The sequence below is a fragment of the Acidimicrobiales bacterium genome, assembly GCA_041394265.1.
Lineage (GTDB): Bacteria > Actinomycetota > Acidimicrobiia > Acidimicrobiales > SZUA-35 > JBBQUN01.
This window is the reverse complement of record JAWKIO010000005.1, coordinates 4,480,957-4,502,522: the sequence shown is the minus strand read 5'-3', so window position 1 is coordinate 4,502,522 and position 21,566 is coordinate 4,480,957. Positions and strand designations below refer to the sequence as shown.

At 66.7% G+C, this 21,566-nt stretch carries 24 protein-coding genes and 1 tRNA gene; 8 read left to right on the top strand and 17 right to left on the bottom strand.

What is annotated here, in order from left to right; translation table 11 throughout:
* Nucleotides 1-26: 26 nt before the first annotated feature.
* The 7 genes from R2733_21665 to R2733_21635 form a co-directional block, all read right to left on the bottom strand.
* Nucleotides 27-920: an RcpC/CpaB family pilus assembly protein gene (locus R2733_21665; protein MEZ5379121.1), complete on the bottom strand. Its 894-nt coding sequence runs from the start codon at nt 918-920 to the stop codon at nt 27-29.
* 202 nt (nt 921-1,122) lie between these two features.
* Complete coding sequence (rpsA, locus tag R2733_21660) at nt 1,123-2,454, bottom strand: 30S ribosomal protein S1 (GenBank protein MEZ5379120.1); 1,332 nt, start codon at nt 2,452-2,454, stop codon at nt 1,123-1,125.
* Between the two features lie 172 nt (nt 2,455-2,626).
* The gene (locus R2733_21655) at nt 2,627-3,406 is read right to left on the bottom strand and encodes a class I SAM-dependent methyltransferase (protein MEZ5379119.1); all 780 of its coding nucleotides are present in this window, start codon (nt 3,404-3,406) and stop codon (nt 2,627-2,629) included.
* Between the two features lie 5 nt (nt 3,407-3,411).
* Complete coding sequence (polA, locus tag R2733_21650; protein ID MEZ5379118.1) at nt 3,412-6,054, bottom strand: DNA polymerase I; 2,643 nt, start codon at nt 6,052-6,054, stop codon at nt 3,412-3,414.
* A 10-nt stretch (nt 6,055-6,064) separates the two neighbouring features.
* Nucleotides 6,065-6,643 (bottom strand): response regulator, encoded by a 579-nt coding sequence (locus R2733_21645; GenBank protein ID MEZ5379117.1) that lies wholly within the window; start codon nt 6,641-6,643, stop codon nt 6,065-6,067.
* On the bottom strand, nt 6,640-6,930 hold the full coding sequence (locus R2733_21640; protein MEZ5379116.1) for a hypothetical protein: 291 nt from the start codon (nt 6,928-6,930) through the stop codon (nt 6,640-6,642). Before R2733_21640 ends, R2733_21645 begins: the two co-directional genes overlap by 4 nt.
* Nucleotides 6,931-6,952: 22 nt before the next feature.
* Nucleotides 6,953-7,035 (bottom strand) — tRNA-Leu (locus R2733_21635).
* A gap of 223 nt (nt 7,036-7,258) precedes the next feature.
* Here R2733_21635 and fabD point away from each other — a divergent pair.
* The 5 genes from fabD to R2733_21610 all read left to right on the top strand — a co-directional run bounded on the left by fabD (nt 7,259) and on the right by R2733_21610 (nt 11,805).
* Nucleotides 7,259-8,431, top strand: coding sequence for an ACP S-malonyltransferase (fabD, locus tag R2733_21630; protein MEZ5379115.1), 1,173 nt, complete (start codon nt 7,259-7,261; stop codon nt 8,429-8,431).
* A complete protein-coding gene (locus tag R2733_21625) occupies nt 8,428-9,462 on the top strand; it encodes a beta-ketoacyl-ACP synthase III (protein MEZ5379114.1) in 1,035 nt (344 codons plus the stop codon). The genes fabD and R2733_21625 overlap by 4 nt, the downstream gene beginning before the upstream one ends.
* On the top strand, nt 9,459-10,196 hold the full coding sequence (fabG, locus tag R2733_21620) for a 3-oxoacyl-ACP reductase FabG (protein ID MEZ5379113.1): 738 nt from the start codon (nt 9,459-9,461) through the stop codon (nt 10,194-10,196). Before R2733_21625 ends, fabG begins: the two co-directional genes overlap by 4 nt.
* 191 nt (nt 10,197-10,387) lie before the next feature.
* Nucleotides 10,388-10,627, top strand: a complete 240-nt coding sequence (gene acpP / locus R2733_21615; GenBank protein MEZ5379112.1) for an acyl carrier protein — start codon at nt 10,388-10,390, stop codon at nt 10,625-10,627.
* Complete coding sequence (locus R2733_21610) at nt 10,627-11,805, top strand: beta-ketoacyl-ACP synthase II (GenBank protein ID MEZ5379111.1); 1,179 nt, start codon at nt 10,627-10,629, stop codon at nt 11,803-11,805. Before acpP ends, R2733_21610 begins: the two co-directional genes overlap by 1 nt.
* Nucleotides 11,806-11,835: 30 nt before the next feature.
* Here the strand turns inward: R2733_21610 and fabZ are convergent, their stop codons facing one another.
* The 4 genes from fabZ to R2733_21590 form a co-directional block, all read right to left on the bottom strand.
* Nucleotides 11,836-12,288 carry a 3-hydroxyacyl-ACP dehydratase FabZ gene (gene fabZ, locus R2733_21605; GenBank protein ID MEZ5379110.1) on the bottom strand — a complete coding sequence of 151 codons (453 nt, stop codon included), beginning with the start codon at nt 12,286-12,288 and terminating at the stop codon, nt 11,836-11,838.
* Nucleotides 12,285-12,758 (bottom strand): thioredoxin-dependent thiol peroxidase, encoded by a 474-nt coding sequence (bcp, locus tag R2733_21600; GenBank protein MEZ5379109.1) that lies wholly within the window; start codon nt 12,756-12,758, stop codon nt 12,285-12,287. Before bcp ends, fabZ begins: the two co-directional genes overlap by 4 nt.
* A gap of 247 nt (nt 12,759-13,005) precedes the next feature.
* Nucleotides 13,006-13,281 carry an HU family DNA-binding protein gene (locus tag R2733_21595; GenBank protein MEZ5379108.1) on the bottom strand — a complete coding sequence of 92 codons (276 nt, stop codon included), beginning with the start codon at nt 13,279-13,281 and terminating at the stop codon, nt 13,006-13,008.
* A gap of 145 nt (nt 13,282-13,426) precedes the next feature.
* On the bottom strand, nt 13,427-13,906 hold the full coding sequence (locus tag R2733_21590) for a globin (GenBank protein ID MEZ5379107.1): 480 nt from the start codon (nt 13,904-13,906) through the stop codon (nt 13,427-13,429).
* A gap of 176 nt (nt 13,907-14,082) precedes the next feature.
* Here R2733_21590 and R2733_21585 point away from each other — a divergent pair, with 176 nt between their 5' ends.
* The 3 genes from R2733_21585 to leuA all read left to right on the top strand — a co-directional run bounded on the left by R2733_21585 (nt 14,083) and on the right by leuA (nt 16,915).
* Complete coding sequence (locus R2733_21585; protein ID MEZ5379106.1) at nt 14,083-14,673, top strand: sigma-70 family RNA polymerase sigma factor; 591 nt, start codon at nt 14,083-14,085, stop codon at nt 14,671-14,673.
* Nucleotides 14,670-14,933 (top strand): zf-HC2 domain-containing protein, encoded by a 264-nt coding sequence (locus R2733_21580; protein ID MEZ5379105.1) that lies wholly within the window; start codon nt 14,670-14,672, stop codon nt 14,931-14,933. Before R2733_21585 ends, R2733_21580 begins: the two co-directional genes overlap by 4 nt.
* A gap of 284 nt (nt 14,934-15,217) precedes the next feature.
* Nucleotides 15,218-16,915 (top strand): 2-isopropylmalate synthase, encoded by a 1,698-nt coding sequence (gene leuA, locus R2733_21575; protein MEZ5379104.1) that lies wholly within the window; start codon nt 15,218-15,220, stop codon nt 16,913-16,915.
* A 229-nt stretch (nt 16,916-17,144) separates the two neighbouring features.
* Here the strand turns inward: leuA and R2733_21570 are convergent, their stop codons facing one another.
* From R2733_21570 to R2733_21545, 6 genes are all read right to left on the bottom strand, one after another.
* Nucleotides 17,145-17,528 (bottom strand): hypothetical protein, encoded by a 384-nt coding sequence (locus tag R2733_21570; protein MEZ5379103.1) that lies wholly within the window; start codon nt 17,526-17,528, stop codon nt 17,145-17,147.
* A 14-nt stretch (nt 17,529-17,542) separates the two neighbouring features.
* A complete protein-coding gene (trpA, locus tag R2733_21565; protein ID MEZ5379102.1) occupies nt 17,543-18,334 on the bottom strand; it encodes a tryptophan synthase subunit alpha in 792 nt (263 codons plus the stop codon).
* Nucleotides 18,331-19,536 carry a tryptophan synthase subunit beta gene (trpB, locus tag R2733_21560; protein ID MEZ5379101.1) on the bottom strand — a complete coding sequence of 402 codons (1,206 nt, stop codon included), beginning with the start codon at nt 19,534-19,536 and terminating at the stop codon, nt 18,331-18,333. The genes trpA and trpB overlap by 4 nt, the downstream gene beginning before the upstream one ends.
* A gap of 14 nt (nt 19,537-19,550) precedes the next feature.
* Nucleotides 19,551-20,321 carry a phosphoribosylanthranilate isomerase gene (locus R2733_21555; GenBank protein MEZ5379100.1) on the bottom strand — a complete coding sequence of 257 codons (771 nt, stop codon included), beginning with the start codon at nt 20,319-20,321 and terminating at the stop codon, nt 19,551-19,553.
* 102 nt (nt 20,322-20,423) lie between these two features.
* The gene (locus R2733_21550) at nt 20,424-21,200 is read right to left on the bottom strand and encodes an indole-3-glycerol phosphate synthase TrpC (GenBank protein ID MEZ5379099.1); all 777 of its coding nucleotides are present in this window, start codon (nt 21,198-21,200) and stop codon (nt 20,424-20,426) included.
* Nucleotides 21,201-21,229: 29 nt separating this feature from the next.
* Nucleotides 21,230-21,541 carry a putative quinol monooxygenase gene (locus R2733_21545; GenBank protein MEZ5379098.1) on the bottom strand — a complete coding sequence of 104 codons (312 nt, stop codon included), beginning with the start codon at nt 21,539-21,541 and terminating at the stop codon, nt 21,230-21,232.
* Nucleotides 21,542-21,566: the final 25 nt, after the last annotated feature.

Genomic DNA, 21,566 nt, shown 5'->3' with positions numbered 1-21,566 from the left:
CTCCTGGGTCCCTCGAACGATCGATCTCACTCGTTGCCGCCGTCGGCGGCGTCGGCGTCGGCCTGCTGGGTCTCCCAATACGGGGTCAGCTTGCCCTCTTCCTCACCGGGGAGGAGATCGCCGTAGGTGGGCAGCGGCAGCGCCTTGGGAACGTAGGTCGAGGGGACGAGCGACAGGTAGAAGGTCGACGGGTCGACCGAGAGCAGCAACTGCACGGCCTCTGGCGGCACCGCCAGCGTGATCATGCCGAGGTTGCCGGCAGCCGCACCCGCTTCGGGGTCGGCCTCGCCGAGATCGGCCGGGAGGGTCTTGTCGATCGCCAGCACCTCGGCCATCTGGTACACGTACCGCACCTCGGCCTCGTACGGGCCGGTGTCCTCGGTTGCCGCCGCGGCCTGAGCCGGGTCGGCCGGATCGACGGCGCCGTCGGTGGCTTCCTCGCCGTCCTTCGCACCGCCGACCTTCAAGATGTTGATGAAGTCACCGGGCTGGATCATGTACGCCGCTCCGCGAACCTGGTCGAGCGACATGGTGAAGGTGACCATGCCCTTCTCCTCGAGCCGATCGGTGATGCCGGTCGTGATGACGCCAGGCGTCACGAAGTTGCCGGCGACGAGCGTCGAGTTCGGGGCAAGATCGGTGACGGCGACGAGGTTGGCCAGCTCGACCGCAGGGTCGGTGATGGCCGTGCTCGGGATGAACTGCACCGGGACCTGCTGCTTCACGATGAAGTCACCGGTGATCGCGGTCTCACCAGGGGTGCCTCGGGCGATGGGCTGGTTCACCACCCAGACCTCGGCCAGTTCGGCGTCTTTTTGCGCTTCGGTCTCGAGACCTCGCACATAGTTCAGCAGGCCAAACGATGCGATGGCACCGACCACGACTGCGACGATGAGAATGATGGTTCGCCGTGAGTTCACGACACGCTCCTGGTGACTCTGCCGGATGCGGATCATCCGATACCCGATTGCTCAGATCTCATGTCGGCCAAGATCGGCTTCAGACTTAGGGATCACCGGAAAGAATTTTGGGCGCAGGGCTGATGGCGGCCCCAAACGCGCCGATGGCCACTCCCCATCGGGGAGTGGCCATCGATCAAATCAAGAGTTGATCAAGATGTGATCAGACCTCTTCGGACTCCTCGGCATCGGCAGCCGCACCGGCATCGCCGCTTTCGAGGTTCTCGTAGTACTCGGCCCATGCCGCCTCGGTGGCCGGATCGACCTCGGTCGGGCCGATGTAGTTGCCTTCGTCGTCGAACGCATGCTCGCCGAAGTGCTCCTGGTACTCGGCGGCGACCACACCGCCCTCGGCCGCCTGCTTGATCGACAGGCTGATCCGGCGACGCTGGAGGTCGATGTCGATGATCTTGACCCAGAGCTCTTCGCCGGGGGTGACGACCTGCTCGGGTAGGTCGACGTGGTGAGCCGACATCTCCGAGATATGGACCAGACCCTCGATACCGTCGCCGACCTGGACGAACGAGCCGAACGGCACCAGCTTGGTGACCCGGCCGTAGACCAGCTCGCCGACCCGGTGGGTGGAGGCGAACTCCTGCCAGGGATCCTGCTGGGTGGCCTTGAGCGAGAGGCTGATGCGCTCGCGGTCGAGATCGACTTCGAGCACCTGGACCGTGACTTCGTCGCCGACGGCGACGACGGAGCCGGGGTGGTCGACGTGCTTCCACGACAGCTCCGAGACGTGAATGAGGCCATCCATGCCGCCGAGGTCGACGAACGCACCGAAGTTGACGACCGAGGAGACCACACCGCTGCGCACCTCGCCGGGCTGCAGGTTGGTGAGGAAGTCCTCGCGCTGCTCCTTCTGGGTCTCCTCGAGGAAGGCCCGCCGGCTCAACACGACGTTGTTGCGGTTCTTGTCGAGCTCGATGATCTTCGCCTCGAGCGTCTTGCCCACGTAGGGCTGCAAGTCGCGGACCCGGCGCAGCTCGACCAACGACGCCGGCAGGAAGCCCCGCAGGCCGATGTCGATGATGAGGCCGCCCTTGACGACCTCGATGACCGGTCCGGAGACGACGCCTTCGCGCTCCTTGATCGACTCGATCGTTCCCCAGGCTCGCTCGTATTGCGCCCGCTTCTTCGACAGGACGAGGCGACCCTCTTTGTCTTCCTTCTGCAGCACGAGGGCTTCGACCTCGTCGCCCACGTTGACGACCTCGGACGGGTCGACGTGGTTGCGGATCGACAGCTCGCGCGAAGGGATCACGCCTTCGCTCTTGTAGCCGATGTCGAGGAGCACCTCGTCTCGATCGACCCGGACGATGGTGCCGGTGACCATCTGGCCGTCTTCGACCGACACCATCGAGTTGGTGTAGGCGTCATCGAGGGAGCCGACGAGGTCGTTCTCGATGATCTGGCGGGGGACGTAGGCGCCGGCGCTCGAAGCGGGCATCTCGGCCGACGCAGCGTCGGTCAGTGGCGCTTCGGCGGACACATCAGTAGGGGACACATCACTAGGGGACACGGAGTAGAGGTACTTTCGTGGAACTCTGCGCCGTCTCGAAGCGCTGGCGGGCACGCGAGGTCGGCGAAGAGGGCGGGACGATCCCGACCGGGGTCCAAGCTAGCAGTGAGGCGCGACAAACCCGTGTGATCGGGGCAAAACGTCACCGATCAGGCTGACCGCGCCGAGCGAGCAGCAGGAACTCGGGGCAGTCGGTCGATGCATCGTGGGGTCCGTACGCCCCCGGGGTCACGCCATGTATTGCGACCGGTTCGAGTCCGACCGCCCGGGCGAGCAATCGAAGCTCGCGAGGCGTGAAGCACGTCGTCCAGAGATCCGCCGGCATCGCCCGGCCATCGGGATCGCGGACCTCGGTGGTTTCGTGGTTGACACCGGTGACGGCATCGAAGGTGTCGAAGGCTTCCAGAAAGCGAATCTGGAAGTAGGCCGAGAAGGCCGAGATCGCGGCGACGCCACCGGGGCGCAACGCTCGTGCGATGCCGTCGAGAATGGGTTCGTCGAGTTCACGACGGGGCAACTCGAGGTGGGCCCCGGCACCACCGGCCAGACCGAAGGCGCCCTGACAGAGCGAGATCACGGCGTCGAACTCGCCGTCGAACGGCAGGGCTCGGGCGTCGGCCACGGTGAAGGTCGCCCGCTCGTCGAGCCCGGACGACACTGCCGCCTCGTTGGCCAGGCGGACGAAACGTTCAGCGATGTCGACCCCGACCACGTCGAAGCCCAGCTCGGCCAGGGCCAGCGAGTGACGCCCCGGACCACAGCCGACGTCGAGTACCCGTTGGCCCGGCTCGAGCCCGAGCAACTCGACCAGCGAGGCGACTTCCTGCCGTGTGCCCTTCGTGAAGCTGTAGCGCAGATAGGCCGGCCCCATGTGCTCGGCCAACGCCTCGAACCAGTGCCGATCGTTGGCTGCGGCGGTCACCGTCTTCAGTCCTTGGCGTCGGCCCACGTGGCGCCGAAGCTCAGATTGACCTCGAGCGGGACCGCCAGATCGAACGCGTGATGCATGACGTCGAGCACGACGGTCTCGGCCTGCGCATGCTCGCTCGGCGGCACCTCGAGGATCACCTCGTCGTGCACCTGCAACACCACGCGGCTCGCCATGCCTTCTGCTCGCAGGCGCTCGTCGAGCTTCACGAGCGCCACCTTGAAGATGTCGGCGGCCAGCCCCTGGATGCCGGCATTCATGGCCTGACGCTCCCCCGCCTGACGGATCCTCGGATTGTCGCTACGCAGCTCGGGGATCGCCCGGCGTCGGCCGAACAGCGTTTCGGTGTAGCCCCGATTCCGGGCCTCGGTAACGGTGGCATCCATGTAGGCCCGCACGCTCGGGAAGCCCTCGAAGTAGGCATCGAGGATGACCGCCGCCTCTTTGACGGCGATGCCGAGACGCTGAGCCAGCCCGTAGGCCTCCATCCCGTAGGCCAGCCCGTACGACACCATCTTGGCTCGGCTCCGCTGCTCGAAATCGACCGACTCGGGCTCGACCCCGAACACCCGTGCCGCGACCGCCCGGTGCACATCCGTGCCGGTGGTGAACGCCTCGATCAAGCCAGGATCATTGGCAAGATGGGCGATGCAGCGCAGCTCGATCTGGTTGTAGTCGGCGACGAGGAACTCGAAGCCTGGCGCCGGAACGAACGCGGTACGGAAGACCCGCCCCATCTCGCTGCGCACCGGGATGTTGTGCAGATTGGGATGCTCACTCGACAACCGACCGGTACGAGCGACGGTCTGGTTGAAGGTCGCATGGATGCGGCCATCGGCGGCGATGGCGTGCAGGAGGGTCTCGCCGTAGGTCGAGCGGAGCTTCTCGACCTCGCGGTAGCGCAGCAGATGCTCGGCGATCGGGTGTTCGTCGACGAGCTTCTCGAGCGTTGCCTGGTCGGTGGAGTAGCCGGTCTTGATCTTCTTGCCCTTGGTCAACCCGAGCTTGTCGAACAGGATCTCTTGCAGCTTCTTCGTCGAGTTGACGTTGAAGTCCTCGCCGGCGTCGCGCTGGATCTGGACGGCGAGCGCCTCGGCCTCGGCGGTCATCTCGCGATTGAGGTCTTCGAGTGCGTCACGGTCGACGCCTACGCCGAGATGCTCCATGCGGGCGAGGACACCGATGAGCGGCACCTCGACGTCGTCGTTGAGCGCGGTCAGCCCGTCGGCCGCCATCGAGGCGGCCAACACCGGGGCCAGCTGCCCGACCGCCAATGCTTCACCGGCAGCCACCATCGACGGCGACACCGTCGACTCGCCGAAGTCGAGCTGCCCACTGGGTGCGGCAACCCCGTCAGGGAGGAGCCAGTCGGTGTAGCGAGGCAACAGATCGACGAGTGGATACGAACTGCCTGCCGGGTCGAGGAGGTACGCGGCGAGCGCGGTGTCGAGTCGCAAGCCCTCGACCCGCTGCCCGCGGTCGAGCAGCAGCCGCAGCATCGGCTTGGCGTGGTGCGCAACGATGCCCGGACCGTCGCCTCCGAGCACCGGCGCAAACGCGTCGAGGTCGTCGATGGGAACCCAGACGACCTCAGCCGACGGATCACCGCTGGGGACCAGCGCAAGGCCGCTCAACTCGGCACCGTCGAAGCCGGGCGCCACGGCGATCTCGACGGCACTGGCGAGAAGCCGCTCGAGCGACACGCTCACCGGCGCCGCAGAGACCGTCGGCTGGAGCACGGCGTCGTCGGATCGCTCGACGGCTGCGGTGTCGAACGCCGAGGGCAGCCGCTCGAACAGGGTGCGGAACTCGAGGAAGTCGAAGAGCTTCTTCACGTCGTCGACGTCGTAAGGCTCGCGGGTCATCACCGCGTCGAGATCGAGCTCGACCGGGGCATCGCGCACCAGCTCCATCACCTGCAGGTTGAGCCGGACCTGTTCCTCGTTGGCCGCAAGGTTCTCGCGAAGTTTCGGGGTTTGGTCGGCGAGGTGTTCGTAGATCCCGTCGATCCCGCCATAGTTGTTGATCAGCTTCGCTGCGGTCTTCTCGCCGACACCGGCGACACCGGGAAGATTGTCGGACGGATCGCCGCGGAGCGCGGCGTAGGCGACGTAGCTGGTGGGCGGCACTCCGGTGCGTTCGACGATGCCCGCCTCGTCGTAGAGGGCATAGTCGGAGACGCCCCGTTTGTTGTAGACGACCTTGATGTGCGGGTCCTCGACCAGCTGGTAGCTGTCGCGGTCGCCGGTGACGATCAGGACGTCGGTGCCGGCATCGCGAGCCCGGCTGGCCAGGGTGGCGATGATGTCGTCGGCCTCGAACCCGAGGAGGTCGATGACCGGGAGCCGCAGCACATCGAGCACCTGGCGCACCAACCCCATCTGCTCACGAAGGGTGTCGGGTGCCTTCGCTCGATTGGCCTTGTAGGTGTCGACACGGTCGTGGCGGAAGGTCGGCTCCGGCCGGTCGAAGGTGACCACGATGCCGTCGGGCTGGTGGTCGCGCACCAGGTTGATCAGCATCGAGGTGAAACCGAACACGGCGTTGGTGACCTGCCCGGACGCCGTTGCGAGATCAGGTGGCAAGGCATGGAACGCGCGGTAGGTCAGCGAGTTGCCATCGATCAGCATCAGGGTGGGCATGCACCCGAGACTAGGGCGAAATCTCTCCGGCGAGGATGCCTGCGGCGACCGCCGCCATGGTGGAGCGCGAGGTCATGGCCGATCGCTGCACGAACAGGAACGCGTCGTGCTCGCTCATGCCGTGTTCGTCCATCAACATGCCCTTGGCCCGATCGATGATCTTGCGGTTCTCGAGCTGTTGGGTGAGGTGATCGGTCTGCTTCGACAGCGCGACCAGTTCGGTGAAGCGGGCAAGCGCCAACTCGATGGCCGGCACCAACTCGTTGCGATGGTACGGCTTCACCAGGTAGGCCAACGCTCCGGCGTCGCGGGCCTGCTCGATCAGTTCCCGCTGGGAGAACGCCGTGAGGATGACCACGGCCGCCAGCCGCTCCTCGATGATCTGCTTGGCAGCCGACAGGCCATCGCGCCCCGGCATCTTGATGTCGAGGATGGCAACATCGGGCTGCAGCTCGCGGACCAGACGCACCGCCTCGTCGCCATCGGCGGCCTCACCGACGACCTCGTAGCCCTCCTCGACCAGGGTCTCTGCCAGGTCGAGGCGGATGATCGCCTCGTCCTCGGCGAGCACGAGGCGCACCGCCTTCACTTGGCTTCCAGCATCTTGTCGAGCAGCTCGTCCTGGCGGCGTTCGAGCTTGGCGATTCGTTCGACCCAGACCGAGCGGTCTTTGTTGAGCGCCGACACGGTGCGGGCTGCATCGCGGTGTTCCCGAGAAGCGAGCGGCGTCTCCGACACGAGGGCCCGGAGACGGGCGTCGTCGGCCGAATCGGCGAAATGGGCGAGCTGTTCGTCGAGGATGCGCAGCTCTTCGCGAGCCGAACGGATCTCGGCGGCGCCGTTGATCAGTTGCCGTTCGATCGATGCTCTACTCATGTGTGTGCCCGACTCATGTCTGTGCCCGGGGTGGGACTCGAACCCACACGCCCTTTCGGACAGCGGATTTTGAATCCGCCGCGTCTGCCATTCCGCCACCCGGGCTGGGTAGGGACCGGCAATCGTACTGCCTCCGCTCAGAACTACCTCTGCCCTGAACGACCTCCGATCACCCCACGCCGGCGCTACCGGCCAGTAACCGCGCCCCGGCCGATCACGCGCCTACCATCATCGGTTGCGACGAACCTGTCACGACCCGTGTCGATCGCACCAGAAATTTGAAACCCCCACCGTGGAAGGCGAGTCCAAACCACCAATGAGTTCGATCATGATCGCTTTCACCTTCCCCGGTCAGGGTTCACAGAAGCCCGGCATGGGCGCCCCCTGGCAAGACCACCCCTCCTGGGAACTGGTCGCCGAGGCAAGCGAGGTGTCGGGTCGCGATGTCGAACGGCTCCTGCTCGACGCCGATGCCGACGAACTGGTCGAAACCCGCAACTCGCAGCTGACCACGTTCGTGATGAGCATGGTCGTCCTCGACGCCGTCGAGCGAACCGGCGTCGAGGCCGCCTTCCACGCCGGCCACAGCCTGGGTGAGTACTCCGCCCTCACCGCCGCCGGCGTGATCAGCTTCGACGATGGCGTCCGACTCGTCACCGAGCGCGGCAATGCCATGCAGGCCGCAGCCGACGGCCACGAGGGCACCATGTACGCGATCTTGGGCCTCGACGACGACCTCGTCGAGATGGCCTGCAGTCGGGTCGACGGCGACGTCTGGGTGGCGAACTACAACGCACCCGGCCAGGTCGTGATCGCCGGCGAGCCGTCCGCACTCGAAGCCGCAGGCGCCGAAGCCAAGTCGCTCGGGGCCAAGCGAGCCATGCCGATCAAGGTCGGCGGCGCCTTCCACACCCCCTTCATGTCGCCCGCTCGCGACCGTCTCCGCAAGGCGATCGCCGACACCGACTTCCGGGCACCCAACCGGCCCGTCTACGCCAACGTCGACGCCCTCCCCCACCTCGACGCCGCCGACTGGCCCCGCCTCATGGGGGCGCAGCTCACATCGCCGGTGCGGTGGCGGCAGACCCTCGCCAACCTTGCCGAGGCCGGCGTCACCGGGTTCCTCGAACTCGGTCCTGGCACCGTGCTCACCGGCATGGCGAAGCGCACCGTCGCCGAGGCAACGACCATCTCCATCAGCACACCGGCCGGCGTCGACGAACTGCTCGATTCGTTGTCGCGAGCCAAGGAAACCGGAGCGGTCCACGAAGGCGAGGTCCTCTACGCCATCGAGCGTTTGGTCGTGAGCCCGGCCACGGGCGTGTTCACACCGGTTGCCGATCTGAGTGCCGGCGTCGTCGTCGACGCCGGTGCGCTCGTCGGGCACGTCGGTGCGGTCGAAGTCCGCTCGCCGTTCCCTGGTCAACTCCAGGGCGTGCTCGCAGTCGAGGGTGAACGGGTCACCACATCACAGCCCATCTGCTGGCTCCGCACGGCATGACCGCCTCCGCCCCCACTTCTGCCGGCCTTCGTTTCGCCGGCATCGGCACCGCGCTTCCTGCGAACGTGGTCACCAACGACAAGCTGTCCGAGCAGATGGACACCTCCGACGAGTGGATCCGGGAGCGCACCGGCATCGGGTCCCGGCGGCTCGGCAGCACCACGTCCGAACTCGCGATCGCCGCGGCTCGGGCCGCAATCGAGCAGTCCGGCATCGACCAGGCCACGATCAGCCAGGTCATCCTGGCCACCACCACCCCCGACTACATCATGCCGGGGACAGCGCCGGCGGTGGCCCACGCCCTTGGACTCGAATGCGGCGCGTTCGACGTCCAGGCGGTGTGCTCCGGCTGGGTCTACGGCATGGTCGTCGCCAACGGCATGCTGCTGCAGGGACTCGACAACGTGCTGCTGATCGGCGCCGACGCAATGGAGCAGATCACCGACTACACCGACCGTGGCACCGGCATCCTGTTCGGCAACGGCGCAGGCGCCGCCATCCTGCAGCGCAACCCCTCGGCCTCCGGCGAGCTCCTCGGCTGGGATCTCGGATCGAACGGCAAGCACGTCCACATCCTGTACTCCGAGCACGGCAAGACGATGAGCATGGACGGCAAGGAGGTCTTCCGCCAGGCCGTCACCGTGATGCAGCGATCCACCCGCGCCGCGCTCGACATGGCTGGGCTCGACATCGACGACGTCGATTTCGTGATCCCGCACCAGGCCAACGTCCGCATCGTCGAGGCGGCGTGGAAACGACTCGGCTTCTCGATGGACCAGACCGGCCTCGTGCTCGATCACACCGGCAACACCTCGTCGGCCTCGATTCCCCTCGCTCTCGGTGAGGCCGTTGCCGATGGTCGCATCACCGACGGCAAGATCGTGCTCTTCCTCGGGTTCGGGGCCGGCATGACCTGGGGCGCCAACGTGCTTCGCTGGCACGGCCCCTCCGATCCGGCGACCACGCAGCACATCGAGGTCCCCGTCGCCGGCGACACCGCAAAGATCACAGGAGCAGCACCCGCCTCATGACCGACTCCTCCCCCGCCGAACCCCAGCGCGTCGCCTTCGTCACCGGAGGTACCCGCGGCATCGGCCTCGCCTGCGCCCAACAGCTGGCCGACGACGGCTACCGCGTGGCGGTCGGCTCCCGATCGAAACCCGACGACCTCGATGAGCGCCTCTTCTGGGTGACCTGTGACGTCACCGACCCCGAGTCGGTCGATGCGGCATTCGCCGCCATCGAGGCGCACTTCGGCGACACGGTCGCCGTCCTCGTCGCCAACGCGGGCATCACCCGCGACACCCTCGTGTTGCGGATGAAGGAGGACGACTTCGTCGATGTGATCGACGCGAACCTGACCGGTGCCTTCCGGGTCTCCAAGCGAGCGGTCAAGGGAATGATGAAGGCCCGCTTCGGCCGCATCATTCTGATGTCGTCGGTCGTCGGCACGCTCGGCCAGACCGGGCAAGCCAACTACGCGGCGTCCAAGGCCGGCCTCGCCGGTCTCGGTCGCTCGCTCGCCCGCGAGTTCGCCTCCCGCAACATCACGGTCAACATCGTCGCCCCCGGACCCATCGAGACCGACATGCTCGCCGCGCTCGGCGACGCCGCTCGCAGCGCCATGGTCGACGCCGTGCCGCTGCAGCGAGTCGGCCAGCCGAGCGACATCGCCGCCGCAGTGTCGTTCCTCGCCTCGCCGGGAGCCGGCTACATCACCGGCGCCACCATTCCCGTCGACGGCGGACTCGGTATGGGCGGCTGAGACGGCATCGACCACGACGACGTCGGAGACGACACCCTTCGGACGGATCGCCGCACATCGACGGCGGGATCCGTCTGACCTGCAACAATGCGGGTCACAGCAAGGAGCGGACCAACGTTCGCTCGAATCGAATAGCGTATGAGCGCTCGGCCGGCAGGCCGGGCGATGTGAAAGGTTCAGGAGGAACCCAAGTGAGTGACGAGAAGAACTTCGAACGATTCCAGAAGTGCGCCGTCGAGGTGCTCTCGGTCGACGCCTCGGCGGTGACCAAGGAAGCTCGGTTCGCCGAAGATCTCGACGCCGACAGCCTCGACCTCGTCGAGCTGGTGATGGCGCTGGAAGAAGAGTTCGACGTGTCGGTCGACGAAGAAGAACTCGAGGGCGTGGAAACCGTCCAGGCTGCCTACGACCTGGTCGTCGGCAAGCTCTGATGGAGCGTCGAAGGGTCGCCGTCACCGGCGTCGGGGTGGTCGCCACCTGCGGCATCGGCAAGCAAGCGTTCTGGTCGGGGCTGTTCACCACACCGGCTGACGGCGCCCAACGTCGCGTCGAGGACTGGGACCCGCTCCCCTATTTCGACAACCCCAAGGACGCCCGGCGCTCCGATCGCTTCTCCCAGTTCGCGTTGGCGGCAACCGCCGAGGCGCTCGAACAGGCCGGTGAGTTCGGGATCGATCACGGGCGCATCGGCGTCCTCATCGGTACCGGCATCGGCGGCATCATCACCAATGAGGAACAGATCGTCACCCGCCATGTGAAGGGCGACCGGCGAGTCTCGCCGTTCCTCGTACCGATGATGATGCCGAACGCCGCCGCCGCCTCGGTGTCGATGCGTCACGGTTTCCAGGGGCCGTGCGAGGCCACGGTCACCGCCTGTGCCGCCGGCACCCACTCGATCGGCAATGCCATCAACATGATCCGCGGCGGCCGTGCCGACGTGGTGATCGCCGGTGGCGCCGAGGCGCCCATCACCCCAACGGCCGTTGCCGGTTTCGGCAACATGACTGCGCTCAGCTCGAGCGGCAAGTCGATGCCGTTCGACGCCGACCGTGACGGTTTCGTCATCTCCGAGGGCGCCGGCGTGCTGGTGCTCGAGGATTGGGACCTGGCCGTCGGCCGCGGGGCCACGATCCTCGCCGAGGCGATGGGTTCGGCCAGCACCGCCGACGCCCACCACATCACGGCTCCCGCCCCCGGTGGTGTCGGTGCCATCCGCTGCATGGAAGTGGCGCTGGCCGACGCCGGGCTCAGCCCGGCCGACATCGGCCACATCAACATGCATGGTACGTCCACGCCGCTCAACGATGCCGCCGAGGCGCACGCCGTCGCCAAGGTCTTCAGCGGGCACGATCCGATCGTGACCTCCACGAAGGGTGTGACCGGCCACGCGCTCGGGGCCGCAGGAGCGATCGAAGCCGCCGCCGTGATCCTGGCGATGCAGCACTCGCTCGTGCCCCCCACGGCAGGCCTGGTCAACTACGACCCCGAACTCCCCGATCTCGATGTCGCTCGGGGCGACGGCAAGGCGTGGACCCCCTCGGCTGCGATGTCGAACAGCTTCGGCTTCGGCGGCCACAACGGCACGATCATCCTGGCACCGGCCAGCTGAATCGAACGTCGGTGGTCGACGCCTGAGGAGTCAGGCGTCGACCACGACCAACATGAGCTCGGCCTGGCACGCGACCTCGTCGCCGACCTTGGCGACCCCGGCCGCGCGTCCCCCGCGACTGCCGAGGCGGAGGAACTCGACCTCGAGCGTCAGCTGCTCGCCGGGCACCACCTGGCGGCGGAACTTGACCTTGTCGACGCCGCCGAACAGCGGGATCTTGCCGGCGAAACGCGGCTCGGCGAGCGCGAGGCAGGCACCGACCTGGGCCAACGACTCGATCATCAACACGCCAGGTAGCGTCGGGCGTCCGGGGAAGTGCCCGGGGAAGAAGTACTCCTCGCCCGTGAGCTGCCAGGTGCCCACCGCTCGAACCCCGGGCTCGAGCTCGATGAGCTGGTCGACGAGCAGGAACGGCGCCCGATGAGGAAGTAGTGATGCCGGGGTCGGCAGTTCGCCGACGGTATCGGTCTCGCGCTCGGTCATGCCAGTGCCTCCAATGCGGCGAGCAGTTTGATCGGGGTGTCCTTGGGCGAGATCTTTCCGAAGACAGCAGCGAGCGTGCCGTCTGGCCCGATGAGGAACGCCGAGCGGACGACCCCCATGTAGACCTTGCCGTAGAGCTTCTTCTCGGCCCAGATCCCGTAGGCCTCGGCGATCTCGTGATCAGGATCCGACAGCAGGGTGAAGCCGAGTTCGTGCTTGTCGTCGAACTTCTTCTGGCGTTCGGGTGTATCGGGACTGACGCCGATGATGACCGCATCACCGATGTCGCCGGCGACATCTCGCATCAGGCACGACTGTGTGGTGCACCCCGGGGTCATTGCCTTCGGGTAGAAGTACAGCAGCACCGGTCGTCCGGCGAAGTCGTCGAGCGATCGCTCGTTGCCGTGTTGGTCGAGGGCGGTGAAGGTCGGTGCGGGCGAACCGACCGCCGGGAGGCTCGGTGTGGTCATCGAGTCACCGTACTCAAATCCACGGTGCCGGAGGCACCCAACCCGACCGCTGCCGGAGGCAGCCAACACTGCCCGTGCCGAAGGCACCCAACGCTGCCCGCGCCGGAGGCATGCGCCCCTTCTCGCAAAACGAGCGATGCCCGGGCCCCTCTCCGAGCCCGGGCATCGGCGGTGGTGAGAGGGCAGACCGCCGTGCGCCCTTGGTGGGGCCACTCGGTTGCCGAAACACACCTCGTTTCGGCGACGATCAGGCCTTGCCTGCCGCCTTGAGCTTGGCGCCGGCGGAGACCTTCACGGCCTTGCCTGCGGGGATCGAGATCGGCTCCTTGGTCTGGGGGTTGAAACCGGTGCGGGCCTTGCGATCCACCTGTTCGAACGTGAGCATCCCGGGGATGGCCACCTTCTCACCCTTGCTCACCGCATCGCAGACGCTGGCGAACATGGAATCGATCACCGCGCCGACGTCCTTCTTCGACACGCCGGTGTCACCGGCGACTGCATCGACCAAGTCGGTCTTGTTCATGGAAGAACTCCTTACCTGACCCCGCCATTCGGGGCAACCCCGCCAGGAGAGTCGCAACGAATCACAAAGTCAAGCATCCCCTCGACATGAATCGACGTTTTCCCTGTTCAACGAGCCGGAGAAACCCCAGGTCAAATGACACACCTCATGCGCCGACGTGAGGATGCGGGGCGTCGTCGCTGTGGTTGATCATGGCGGTGGCGGCCGTCTCGATGTAGTTCTCGAGCATCGGGCGCACCGCTTCGAAGATCGATGGGGGGAGTTCGGTGGCGTCGATCGAGGCCATCATGTGCCGCACCCAGCCGTCGCGCTCGGCCTGACCGATCACGAACGGCAGGTGCCGAGCCCGCAACCGAGGATGACCTCGCTCGTCGGAGTAGGTCGTTGGCCCGCCCCAGAACTGGGCCAGGAACAGCGCCGTGCGACGGCGGGACTCGGCGAGGTCGTCGGGATAGAGCTTGCGCACCACCGGATCGCCCTCGACCCGATCGAAGAACCCGTCGACGACGGTCTCGAAGTACGGCAAGCCACCGACGGCCTCGTAGAGCGTGACTCGCACCTGGTCTGCGGTCGGTTCCGGTGCAGGGTTGGTCGTGGATGCTGGGTCCGTTGCGGGGTCCGACATGGCCACCACCGTAGCGAGCACCATCGGCGTCACCCAGGGACCTTCGTCCGCACCGACCCTCGGTGGCGCCGATGGTTGGGTTAGCCTCGGCCCGTGTTCGTGCGCAGCCGGAGCGGCATCGAAAACGATGGAATGACCGACCGCGCCCAAGGGTTGCGTCGGGGATGGTTTGCCTGATGGCCACTCCTCCGTTCGATGACGCTGCCAACCGACCCGAGACGCGGGGCTCGGCAGCCGCGGCCTTCGAACGACACGTGCTGCCCGAGCTCGATCTGCTCTACCGCACGGCCCGATCGCTGACGGGCAACCAGGCCGACGCCGAGGACCTGGTGCAAGACACATTGATCCGGGCGTTCGGCGCGATCGAACGGTTCGACGGCCGGTATCCGCGGGCGTGGCTGCTGACCATCATGCGCAATGCCAACATCAATCGTGCTCGCAAGAAGAAGCCGGATCTGCTCGACGATCCTGATCTCACCTTCGAGCGCTCACTCGATTTCGCCGAGTCGGACACCCCGGAGTCGATCACCGTGGCCCCGGTGTTCGACGCCGCAGTCGAGGATGCCTTTGCCGCGTTGAGTCCCGACTTTCGCCAGATCGTCGAGCTGGTGGACCTCGACGGGCTGGCGTACCAAGAGGCGGCCGATGTGCTCGACATCCCCGTCGGCACGGTGATGAGCCGGTTGCACCGGGCGCGGCGCAAGATCCGGGCCGAGATCGCCGAGCGTGGGCTCGAGTCCGAGCGGGTGGAGGGGACCGACCGATGATCAAGCTCTTCCGACGCAAGCAGAGCGGTCCGACGTGCGGTGAGGTCATGGAAGTCCTGCAGAGCTATCTCGACGGCGAGGTCGAGGCCGAGCAGGCCCGAGCGGTTGCCGCCCACCTCGAGGCGTGTGCGCACTGCGGCCCCGAGGCCGAGGTGTACCGCCAGATCAAGGTCTCCTTGCGCCATCGGGCCGCCCCGGTCGATCCTGCGGTCCTGGCGGGTCTGGAGGCGTTTGGGCGACGCCTCGCCGCAGGCGAGTAGTGACAGAGCGCCGCAGGCGAGTAGTGACAGAGCGCCGCAGGCGAGTAGTGACAAATTCCGTCGGTGCGCGTCCGTTTCGATGCGTCGCGCTATGGTGTCAGGGTGCTCGTTCCCACTGAGCTTCGACTTGCGCTTCGACTTCTGAGCCCGGCCGCCGTCTAGAGGCGAGCCGGGTCGTGTCACGCCCTGGGCCCCCAGCGCCCGGCGATGACCCTCAACTCAGTAGCAATCACATCCGCAACTCTTTCGTCGAAACTCGAAGTCTGTAACCCAGGAGAACTCTCATGACTGCACGCACCGTCAGCGTCAATGCCAAACCGGGTGTCATGCCCATCCAGAAGTATCAGCCGTTCCCGGCCATCGACCTCCCCAACCGCACCTGGCCCGACAAGCGGATCGATCGTGCGCCGCTGTGGTGCAGCGTCGACCTGCGCGACGGCAACCAGGCCCTCATCGAACCGATGGACACCGAGCGCAAGCTCACCATGTTCAAGGCGTTGGTCGAGATCGGTTTCACCGAGATCGAGGTCGGCTTCCCGTCGGCCTCCGACACCGACTTCGAGTTCGTTCGCACGATCATCGAAGAGGGCCTGATCCCCGACAACGTCACCATCCAGGTACTCACCCAGTCGCGACCCGAGCTGATCGAGCGCACCTACGACTCGTTGGTGGGGGCCAAGCAGGCGATCGTCCATCTCTACAACTCCACGTCGACCGTGCAGCGACGCGTGGTGTTCGGGCTCGACGAGGCCGGCATCGTCGACATCGCCGTCCAGGGTGCCAAGCACTGCAAGGCGCAGGAGGCAAAGGTTCCGGGCACCAAGATCCGCTATGAGTACTCGCCCGAGAGCTTCACCGGTACCGAACTCCCCTTCGCCAAGGAGATCTGCGAAGCGGTGATGGACGTGTTCGAGCCGACGCCCGACAATCCCCTCATCTTGAACCTGCCGGCGACGGTCGAGATGAGCACCGCCAACCTCTACGGCGACATGATCGAGTGGTTCGACCGCAACATCCGCGATCGCGACTCGGTGATCATCTCGCTCCACCCCCACAACGACCGCGGCACCGGCGTGGCCGCCGCCGAGTTCGGTGTGATGGCCGGCGCCGATCGGGTCGAAGGCACCTTGTTCGGCAACGGTGAGCGCACCGGCAATGTCGACATCGTCACGCTGGCGCTGAACCTGTTCAGCCAGGGTGTCGATCCCGAGCTCGACTTCACCGACATCAACGAGGCCCGCCGAGTGGCCGAGCACTGCAATCAGCTGCCGGTCCATCCCCGCCACGCCTACGTCGGCGACCTCGTCTACACCGCCTTCTCCGGCTCCCACCAAGACGCCATCAAGAAAGGCTTCGAGGCAATGGAGAAGACCGGCCAGGTCCTGTGGGAGGTCCCCTACCTGCCGATCGATCCGAAGGACGTCGGCCGGACCTACGAAGACGTCATCCGTGTGAACTCCCAGTCCGGCAAGGGTGGCGTGGCCTACCTGCTGAAGACCGATCAAGAACTCGACCTGCCGCGGCGCCTGCAGATCGAGTTCACCCGGATCGTGCAGCAGATCACCGACACCACCGGCAAGGAAGTCACCGCAGCCGAGATCTGGGACGTCTTCTCGGGCGAGTACCTGACCATCCACAAACCGTTCGAACTGCTCAAGTTCTCCACCTCCCAGAACGAGCGGGGCGAAGACCGCACCTCGATCAAGGCCACGCTCCGTCACGACGGCCAGGAGATCACCATCGACGGTGAGGGCGGCGGCTCGATCGAGGCGTTCGCCAACGCCATCCGCACCAGCCTGGGCATCGAGTGCCGTGTGCTCGACTACCACGAGCACGCCATCGGCGCCGGTACCGAGGTCAAGGCCGCGAGCTACGTCGAGCTGAAGGTCGGCGATCGTGAGCTGTGGGGCGTAGGCATCCACTCCGACATCGTCACCTCGTCGCTGCGTGCTCTCATCTCGGGCCTGAACCGAGCCAACTGACCCAGAGACCCGAGCCAAACGCGGCGCCAAACCGGCACCAACTCTCGGCTCACCAAACCACCGCATCGCAACTGTCGACGCTGAAGCCCACTCCTGCCAACTGTCGGCACTGAAGCCCGATGCTGAGCTTCAGTGCGGACAGTTCGCTGAGAGGGGCTTCAGCGTCGACGGTTCACCCGGCGACTCGGCGGTCTCGGGCGAGTTGGCGCGGTCAGCCGAGGTGCCGCGGTCAGATTTCGACGCGGGTGCCGCCGACGCCGGTGTAGCGGGTCAGTGGCCGGGTGAACCGTTGGCTCCACCAGTCGGTGTCGCGGGCATGGGCGTGGAAGTGCTCGGGGACCTGTCGCATGTGGCGATCGATCGACCAGCCGTCAGGGCCGAATCGCTCGCTCGCCACGCGCTCCAGCACGGCCACGAGGTGCTCGACGACCTCGTCGGGCGGCGTGGGCCCGTGTCCGTGCCAGACCACCATCGGCACGCCACACGCTTCACAGTCGGCGACCCACCCGTGGTCGTCCTCGGCGTACCAGTGGGTAAAGCGATCGGCCCGACACAGCTCGCACTCGGGATCGTGGACGAGGCCCGGTCGGTCGGTGGCGGGCTGGTCGGGCATCGACTGGTCTCGGGTCAGACCCGGTCGAGGGCGGTGCGCAGTTCACCGACGAAGTCGATGGCCTGCTCGATCGATCCCCCCTCGAGCATCCGGCGGATGATGGCGGAGGCGACGACGACACCGTCGGCGATCTGCGAGATCTCCACCGCCTGCTCGGCGTTCGAGACGCCGATCCCGATGATGACCGGCTTGTCGGTGACGGCTTTCAGCCGGCTGGCCATCTGGGTGGCACTGGCGGCGAGTTCGGCTCGTTCGCCGGTGATCCCGACCAGTCCGACGCCGTACACGAACCCGCGTGCACGATCGACGACTCGGGGCAGCCGCTCGTCGGGCGCGGTGGGGGCGGCCAGCATCACGGTCTCGACCCCGATCGCGTCGGCGACGTCGGCCCACGGTCCGACTTCTTCGAGCGGGAGATCGGGCAGGATCGCGGCGCAGATTCCGGCCTTGCGCAGTTCGGACGCGAAGCGTTCGTGGCCCATGTGGTAGGCGACGTTGTAATAGGTCATTGCGATGAGCGGGACGCCGGGATCGGTCGTGGCCACGGTGGCCAGCGCCGAGAGCGGATTCATCCCGTGCTCGAGTGCGATCGACGACGCTTCCTGGATCGTCGGCCCGTCCATCACCGGGTCGGAGAACGGGATGCCGATCTCCATGGCGTCGGCGCCGGCCGAGGCGAATCCCTCGATCAGCCGCGGCCAATCGTCGATCGGGTAGCCGGCCGTGACGTACGGCAGGAGGAGCTTGCGACCTTCGGCGCGTTTGGCTCGCAAGTGGTCCTCGAGGGTGCCGGTGTAGCTGTTCACGATGCTGCTCCCGTGCCGTTGCTGTCGGCGCCGTTGGCGGCCTGCTTTCGGGCGGCGAGGATCTCGGCGACCTGAGCGACGTCTTTGTCGCCACGCCCCGAGAGGTTCAACACCACGACCTTGCCCTGGAGTTCGTCCCTCGCCTTGACCATCCAGGCGAGTCCATGTGCCGACTCGAGCGCAGGAATGATGCCCTCGGTGCGGGCAAGCAGCTGGAAGGCGTCGAGCACCTCGTCGTCGGTGACTGCCTCGTAGCGGGCCCGCCCGATGTCGGCCAGATGGGCGTGTTCGGGACCGACGCCCGGGTAGTCGAGACCGGCGGAGATCGACTCGGCCTCCTGCACCTGGCCGAACTCGTCCTGCATCAGGTACGACACCGAGCCATGAACGACGCCCGGCACCCGGCGCCCGATCGCGGCACCACCGGCCGGTTCGGCACCGACCAGCTCGGCGTCGGTGTCGACGAAACCGGAGAAGATGCCAATGGCGTTCGAGCCCCCGCCGACACAGGCGACGACGACATCGGGGTCGCGGCCGTCGAGCATCTCGTGGCACTGGGCCCGAGCCTCCTCACCGATGACCCGGTGGAACTCGCGGACCATCCACGGGTAGGGGTGCGGCCCCATCACCGAGCCGAGGCAGTAGTAGGTTGACTCCACTGCAGCGACCCAGTGGCGCATGGCCTCGTTGACCGCGTCCTTGAGCGTTCGGCTCCCCGACAACGCCGCCCGAACTTCCGAACCGAGGAGCTCCATGCGGAAGACGTTGAGCGCCTGGCGCTTGATGTCGACCTCGCCCATGTAGACGATGCACTCCATGCCGAGCAGAGCGGCTGCGGTCGCCGTGGCGACGCCATGCTGGCCGGCGCCGGTCTCGGCCACGATCCGGGTCTTGCCCATGCGCTTCGCCAGCAGCACCTGACCGAGCACGTTGTTGATCTTGTGGCTACCGGTGTGGTTGAGGTCTTCCCGCTTCAGCAGGATCCGAAATCCCAACTCTCGACCGAGGTTGTGGCACTCGGTCATGGCCGAGGGTCGGCCGGCGTAGTCGTTGAGGAGGGTGCGGAACTCCTCGACGAAGCTCGGGTCGGCCCAGGCCTCGCGGAAGGCCGCCTCGAGTTCGGCACACGCCGGCACGAGCGTCTCGGGGACGAAGCGTCCGCCGAACTGCCCGAACCGGCCGGTGGCGTCCGGCTCGCTCATCAATGATGACGCGGTCACTTCCACAGTGGGTCTTCCTTCCAATCGAAGAGTGGCGAGGCGTTGCTGGGTGGTTGCTCGTCGGTGATCCAGTCACTGGCGAACGAGTCCAGGTCGTCGTCGGGGTCGGGCAGCGCCTCGAAGGCGGCGCGAGCGTTGGCGATGAAGTGCCGCAATTTGACGGGATCCTTGCGACCGGGTGACGCCTCGACGCCGCTGGCGACGTCGACGCCCCAGGGCCGCACGGTGGCGATGGCGTCGGCGACATTGTCGGGACCGAGACCGCCCGCAAGGATGAACGGGCGATCGAGCCGCCGGGCAACCAACTCGGACCAGTCGAACACCTCGCCGCCGCCGGGGGTCGGGGCGTCGATCAGCAAGTCGATCCGGCCGAACTCCTCGAGGTGGTCGAGGGCGGGATCGTGGACGGCGAAGGCACGGATCACGGCGGGCACTCGCTCGGCAATCCAGCGCGTGTCCTCGGGGGATTCGTGTCCGTGGAGTTGGACGGCTCGCAAGCCGATCGTGTTGGCGATCTCGACGACCTTGGATCGGGTCTCGTTGCGGAACACCCCGACGCTGAGGATCTCGGGTGGGAGTCGACGCACGATGTCTCGGGCGACGTCCTTGGTGACCTGCCGGGTGGAAGGGGCGAAGATGAGTCCGACGGCGTCGGCGCCGAGTCCGGCCGCGAGCAGGGCGTCGGTTTCGTTGGCGATTCCACAGATCTTCACGAACACGCGAGCACCGCCTCGCTGCGCTGCGTCGGGAGGGTCGTCGTCACGCACTGGACGCTAGTCGGGTGAGCGGAGCGAACCGACCGATTTGCCAGCGGGTGAGCGGAGCGAACCGACAGAAATGGCGTCGGGTGAGCCACCGAGGGCGGCAGCTCAGACGGCACGGAGGTCGGCGACCGCGGCGGCGGGGTCGCCGGAGGTGACGAGGGATTCGCCGACCAGCACGGCGTGATAGCCCGCCGCCTTGAGCGATCGGCAGTCGTCGGGACCGCGAACGCCCGACTCGGCGACACGGATCACGTCGTCGGGGAGGGACCGCCCGACCCGAATCGCTCGCTCGGTGTCGACCTCGAACGTGACGAGGTCTCGCTGGTTGACCCCGACCAGTGTGGCGCCCACCGCCATTGCCCGCTCGACTTCGGCCTCATCGTGGGTCTCCACCAGGACATCGAGGCCGATGTCGGTGGCGAGCGCATGGAAGTCGGCGAGCTCGTGCTGGTCGAGCGCGGCCACGATCAGGAGGACGGCGTCGGCACCCATGATCCGGGCGTCGCACACATCGTTGGCCGAAACGGTGAAGTCCTTGCGAAGCACCGGCAACGAGATGGCGGTGCGAGCGGCTTGGAGGTCGGCGACGCTTCCGCCGAAGTTGTTGGCGTCGGTGAGCACCGACAGCGCCGTTGCGCCGCCGCGTTCGTACGAGCGAGCCCAGCTCGCCGGATCGACGCCAGTATTGAGATCGCCCTTCGAGGGCGACCGTCGCTTGATCTCGCTGATCACACCCAACCCATCGACCGCGGCGAGCCCAGCCCGGAATCCCCGGGCGGGCTCACACGACTGGGCCTGCTCGATCAGTGCGTCGAGTTGGCGGGGGTCATCGGCCGCAGCGGCACGGTGTTCGGCGAGGATGCGGTCGAGATAGGTGGTCACGCCCCCAGTGTGGCAGGCTGATCCAACGCTCAGACAGTCAGACCCTTGGCGACCACCGCTTCGAGCTTGGTGATCTCGGGGCGGGCGCCCAGCAGACCACCGAGGGCCCCCATGGCCGCCTTCATACCGTCGCCTTTGCCGTGCACCGCGAGGGCATCGGCGTCGGTGTACATCTCGAAGAAGTAGTAGACGCCCGGCTCGGAGCGATCGGCGTGCACCGAGTAGACCTCGAGTCCCGGTTCCTCGTCGGCGGCAGCGATGAGATTCGCGAAGGCCGCCTCGAGTTCTTCGGCCTTGCCTTCGGCGGCAGTGAGCTTGGCGATGAGCGTGATTTTCGACATGAGGGGAACGTAGTCGCCTTCATTC

Bases quoted from the DNA above. Each gene is read 5' to 3' on its own strand.
- polA (MEZ5379118.1), bottom strand. From the start codon at position 6,054: ATGCCCACCCTGATGCTGATCGATGGCAACTCGCTGACCTACCGCGCG.
- R2733_21640 (MEZ5379116.1), bottom strand. From the start codon at position 6,930: ATGAGTAGAGCATCGATCGAACGGCAACTGATCAACGGCGCCGCCGAG.
- fabD (MEZ5379115.1), top strand. From the start codon at position 7,259: ATGATCGCTTTCACCTTCCCCGGTCAGGGTTCACAGAAGCCCGGCATG.
- R2733_21625 (MEZ5379114.1), top strand. From the start codon at position 8,428: ATGACCGCCTCCGCCCCCACTTCTGCCGGCCTTCGTTTCGCCGGCATC.
- fabG (MEZ5379113.1), top strand. From the start codon at position 9,459: ATGACCGACTCCTCCCCCGCCGAACCCCAGCGCGTCGCCTTCGTCACC.
- R2733_21610 (MEZ5379111.1), top strand. From the start codon at position 10,627: ATGGAGCGTCGAAGGGTCGCCGTCACCGGCGTCGGGGTGGTCGCCACC.
- fabZ (MEZ5379110.1), bottom strand. From the start codon at position 12,288: ATGACCGAGCGCGAGACCGATACCGTCGGCGAACTGCCGACCCCGGCA.
- bcp (MEZ5379109.1), bottom strand. From the start codon at position 12,758: ATGACCACACCGAGCCTCCCGGCGGTCGGTTCGCCCGCACCGACCTTC.
- R2733_21595 (MEZ5379108.1), bottom strand. From the start codon at position 13,281: ATGAACAAGACCGACTTGGTCGATGCAGTCGCCGGTGACACCGGCGTG.
- R2733_21590 (MEZ5379107.1), bottom strand. From the start codon at position 13,906: ATGTCGGACCCCGCAACGGACCCAGCATCCACGACCAACCCTGCACCG.
- R2733_21585 (MEZ5379106.1), top strand. From the start codon at position 14,083: ATGGCCACTCCTCCGTTCGATGACGCTGCCAACCGACCCGAGACGCGG.
- R2733_21580 (MEZ5379105.1), top strand. From the start codon at position 14,670: ATGATCAAGCTCTTCCGACGCAAGCAGAGCGGTCCGACGTGCGGTGAG.
- leuA (MEZ5379104.1), top strand. From the start codon at position 15,218: ATGACTGCACGCACCGTCAGCGTCAATGCCAAACCGGGTGTCATGCCC.
- R2733_21570 (MEZ5379103.1), bottom strand. From the start codon at position 17,528: ATGCCCGACCAGCCCGCCACCGACCGACCGGGCCTCGTCCACGATCCC.
- trpB (MEZ5379101.1), bottom strand. From the start codon at position 19,536: ATGAGCGAGCCGGACGCCACCGGCCGGTTCGGGCAGTTCGGCGGACGC.
- R2733_21545 (MEZ5379098.1), bottom strand. From the start codon at position 21,541: ATGTCGAAAATCACGCTCATCGCCAAGCTCACTGCCGCCGAAGGCAAG.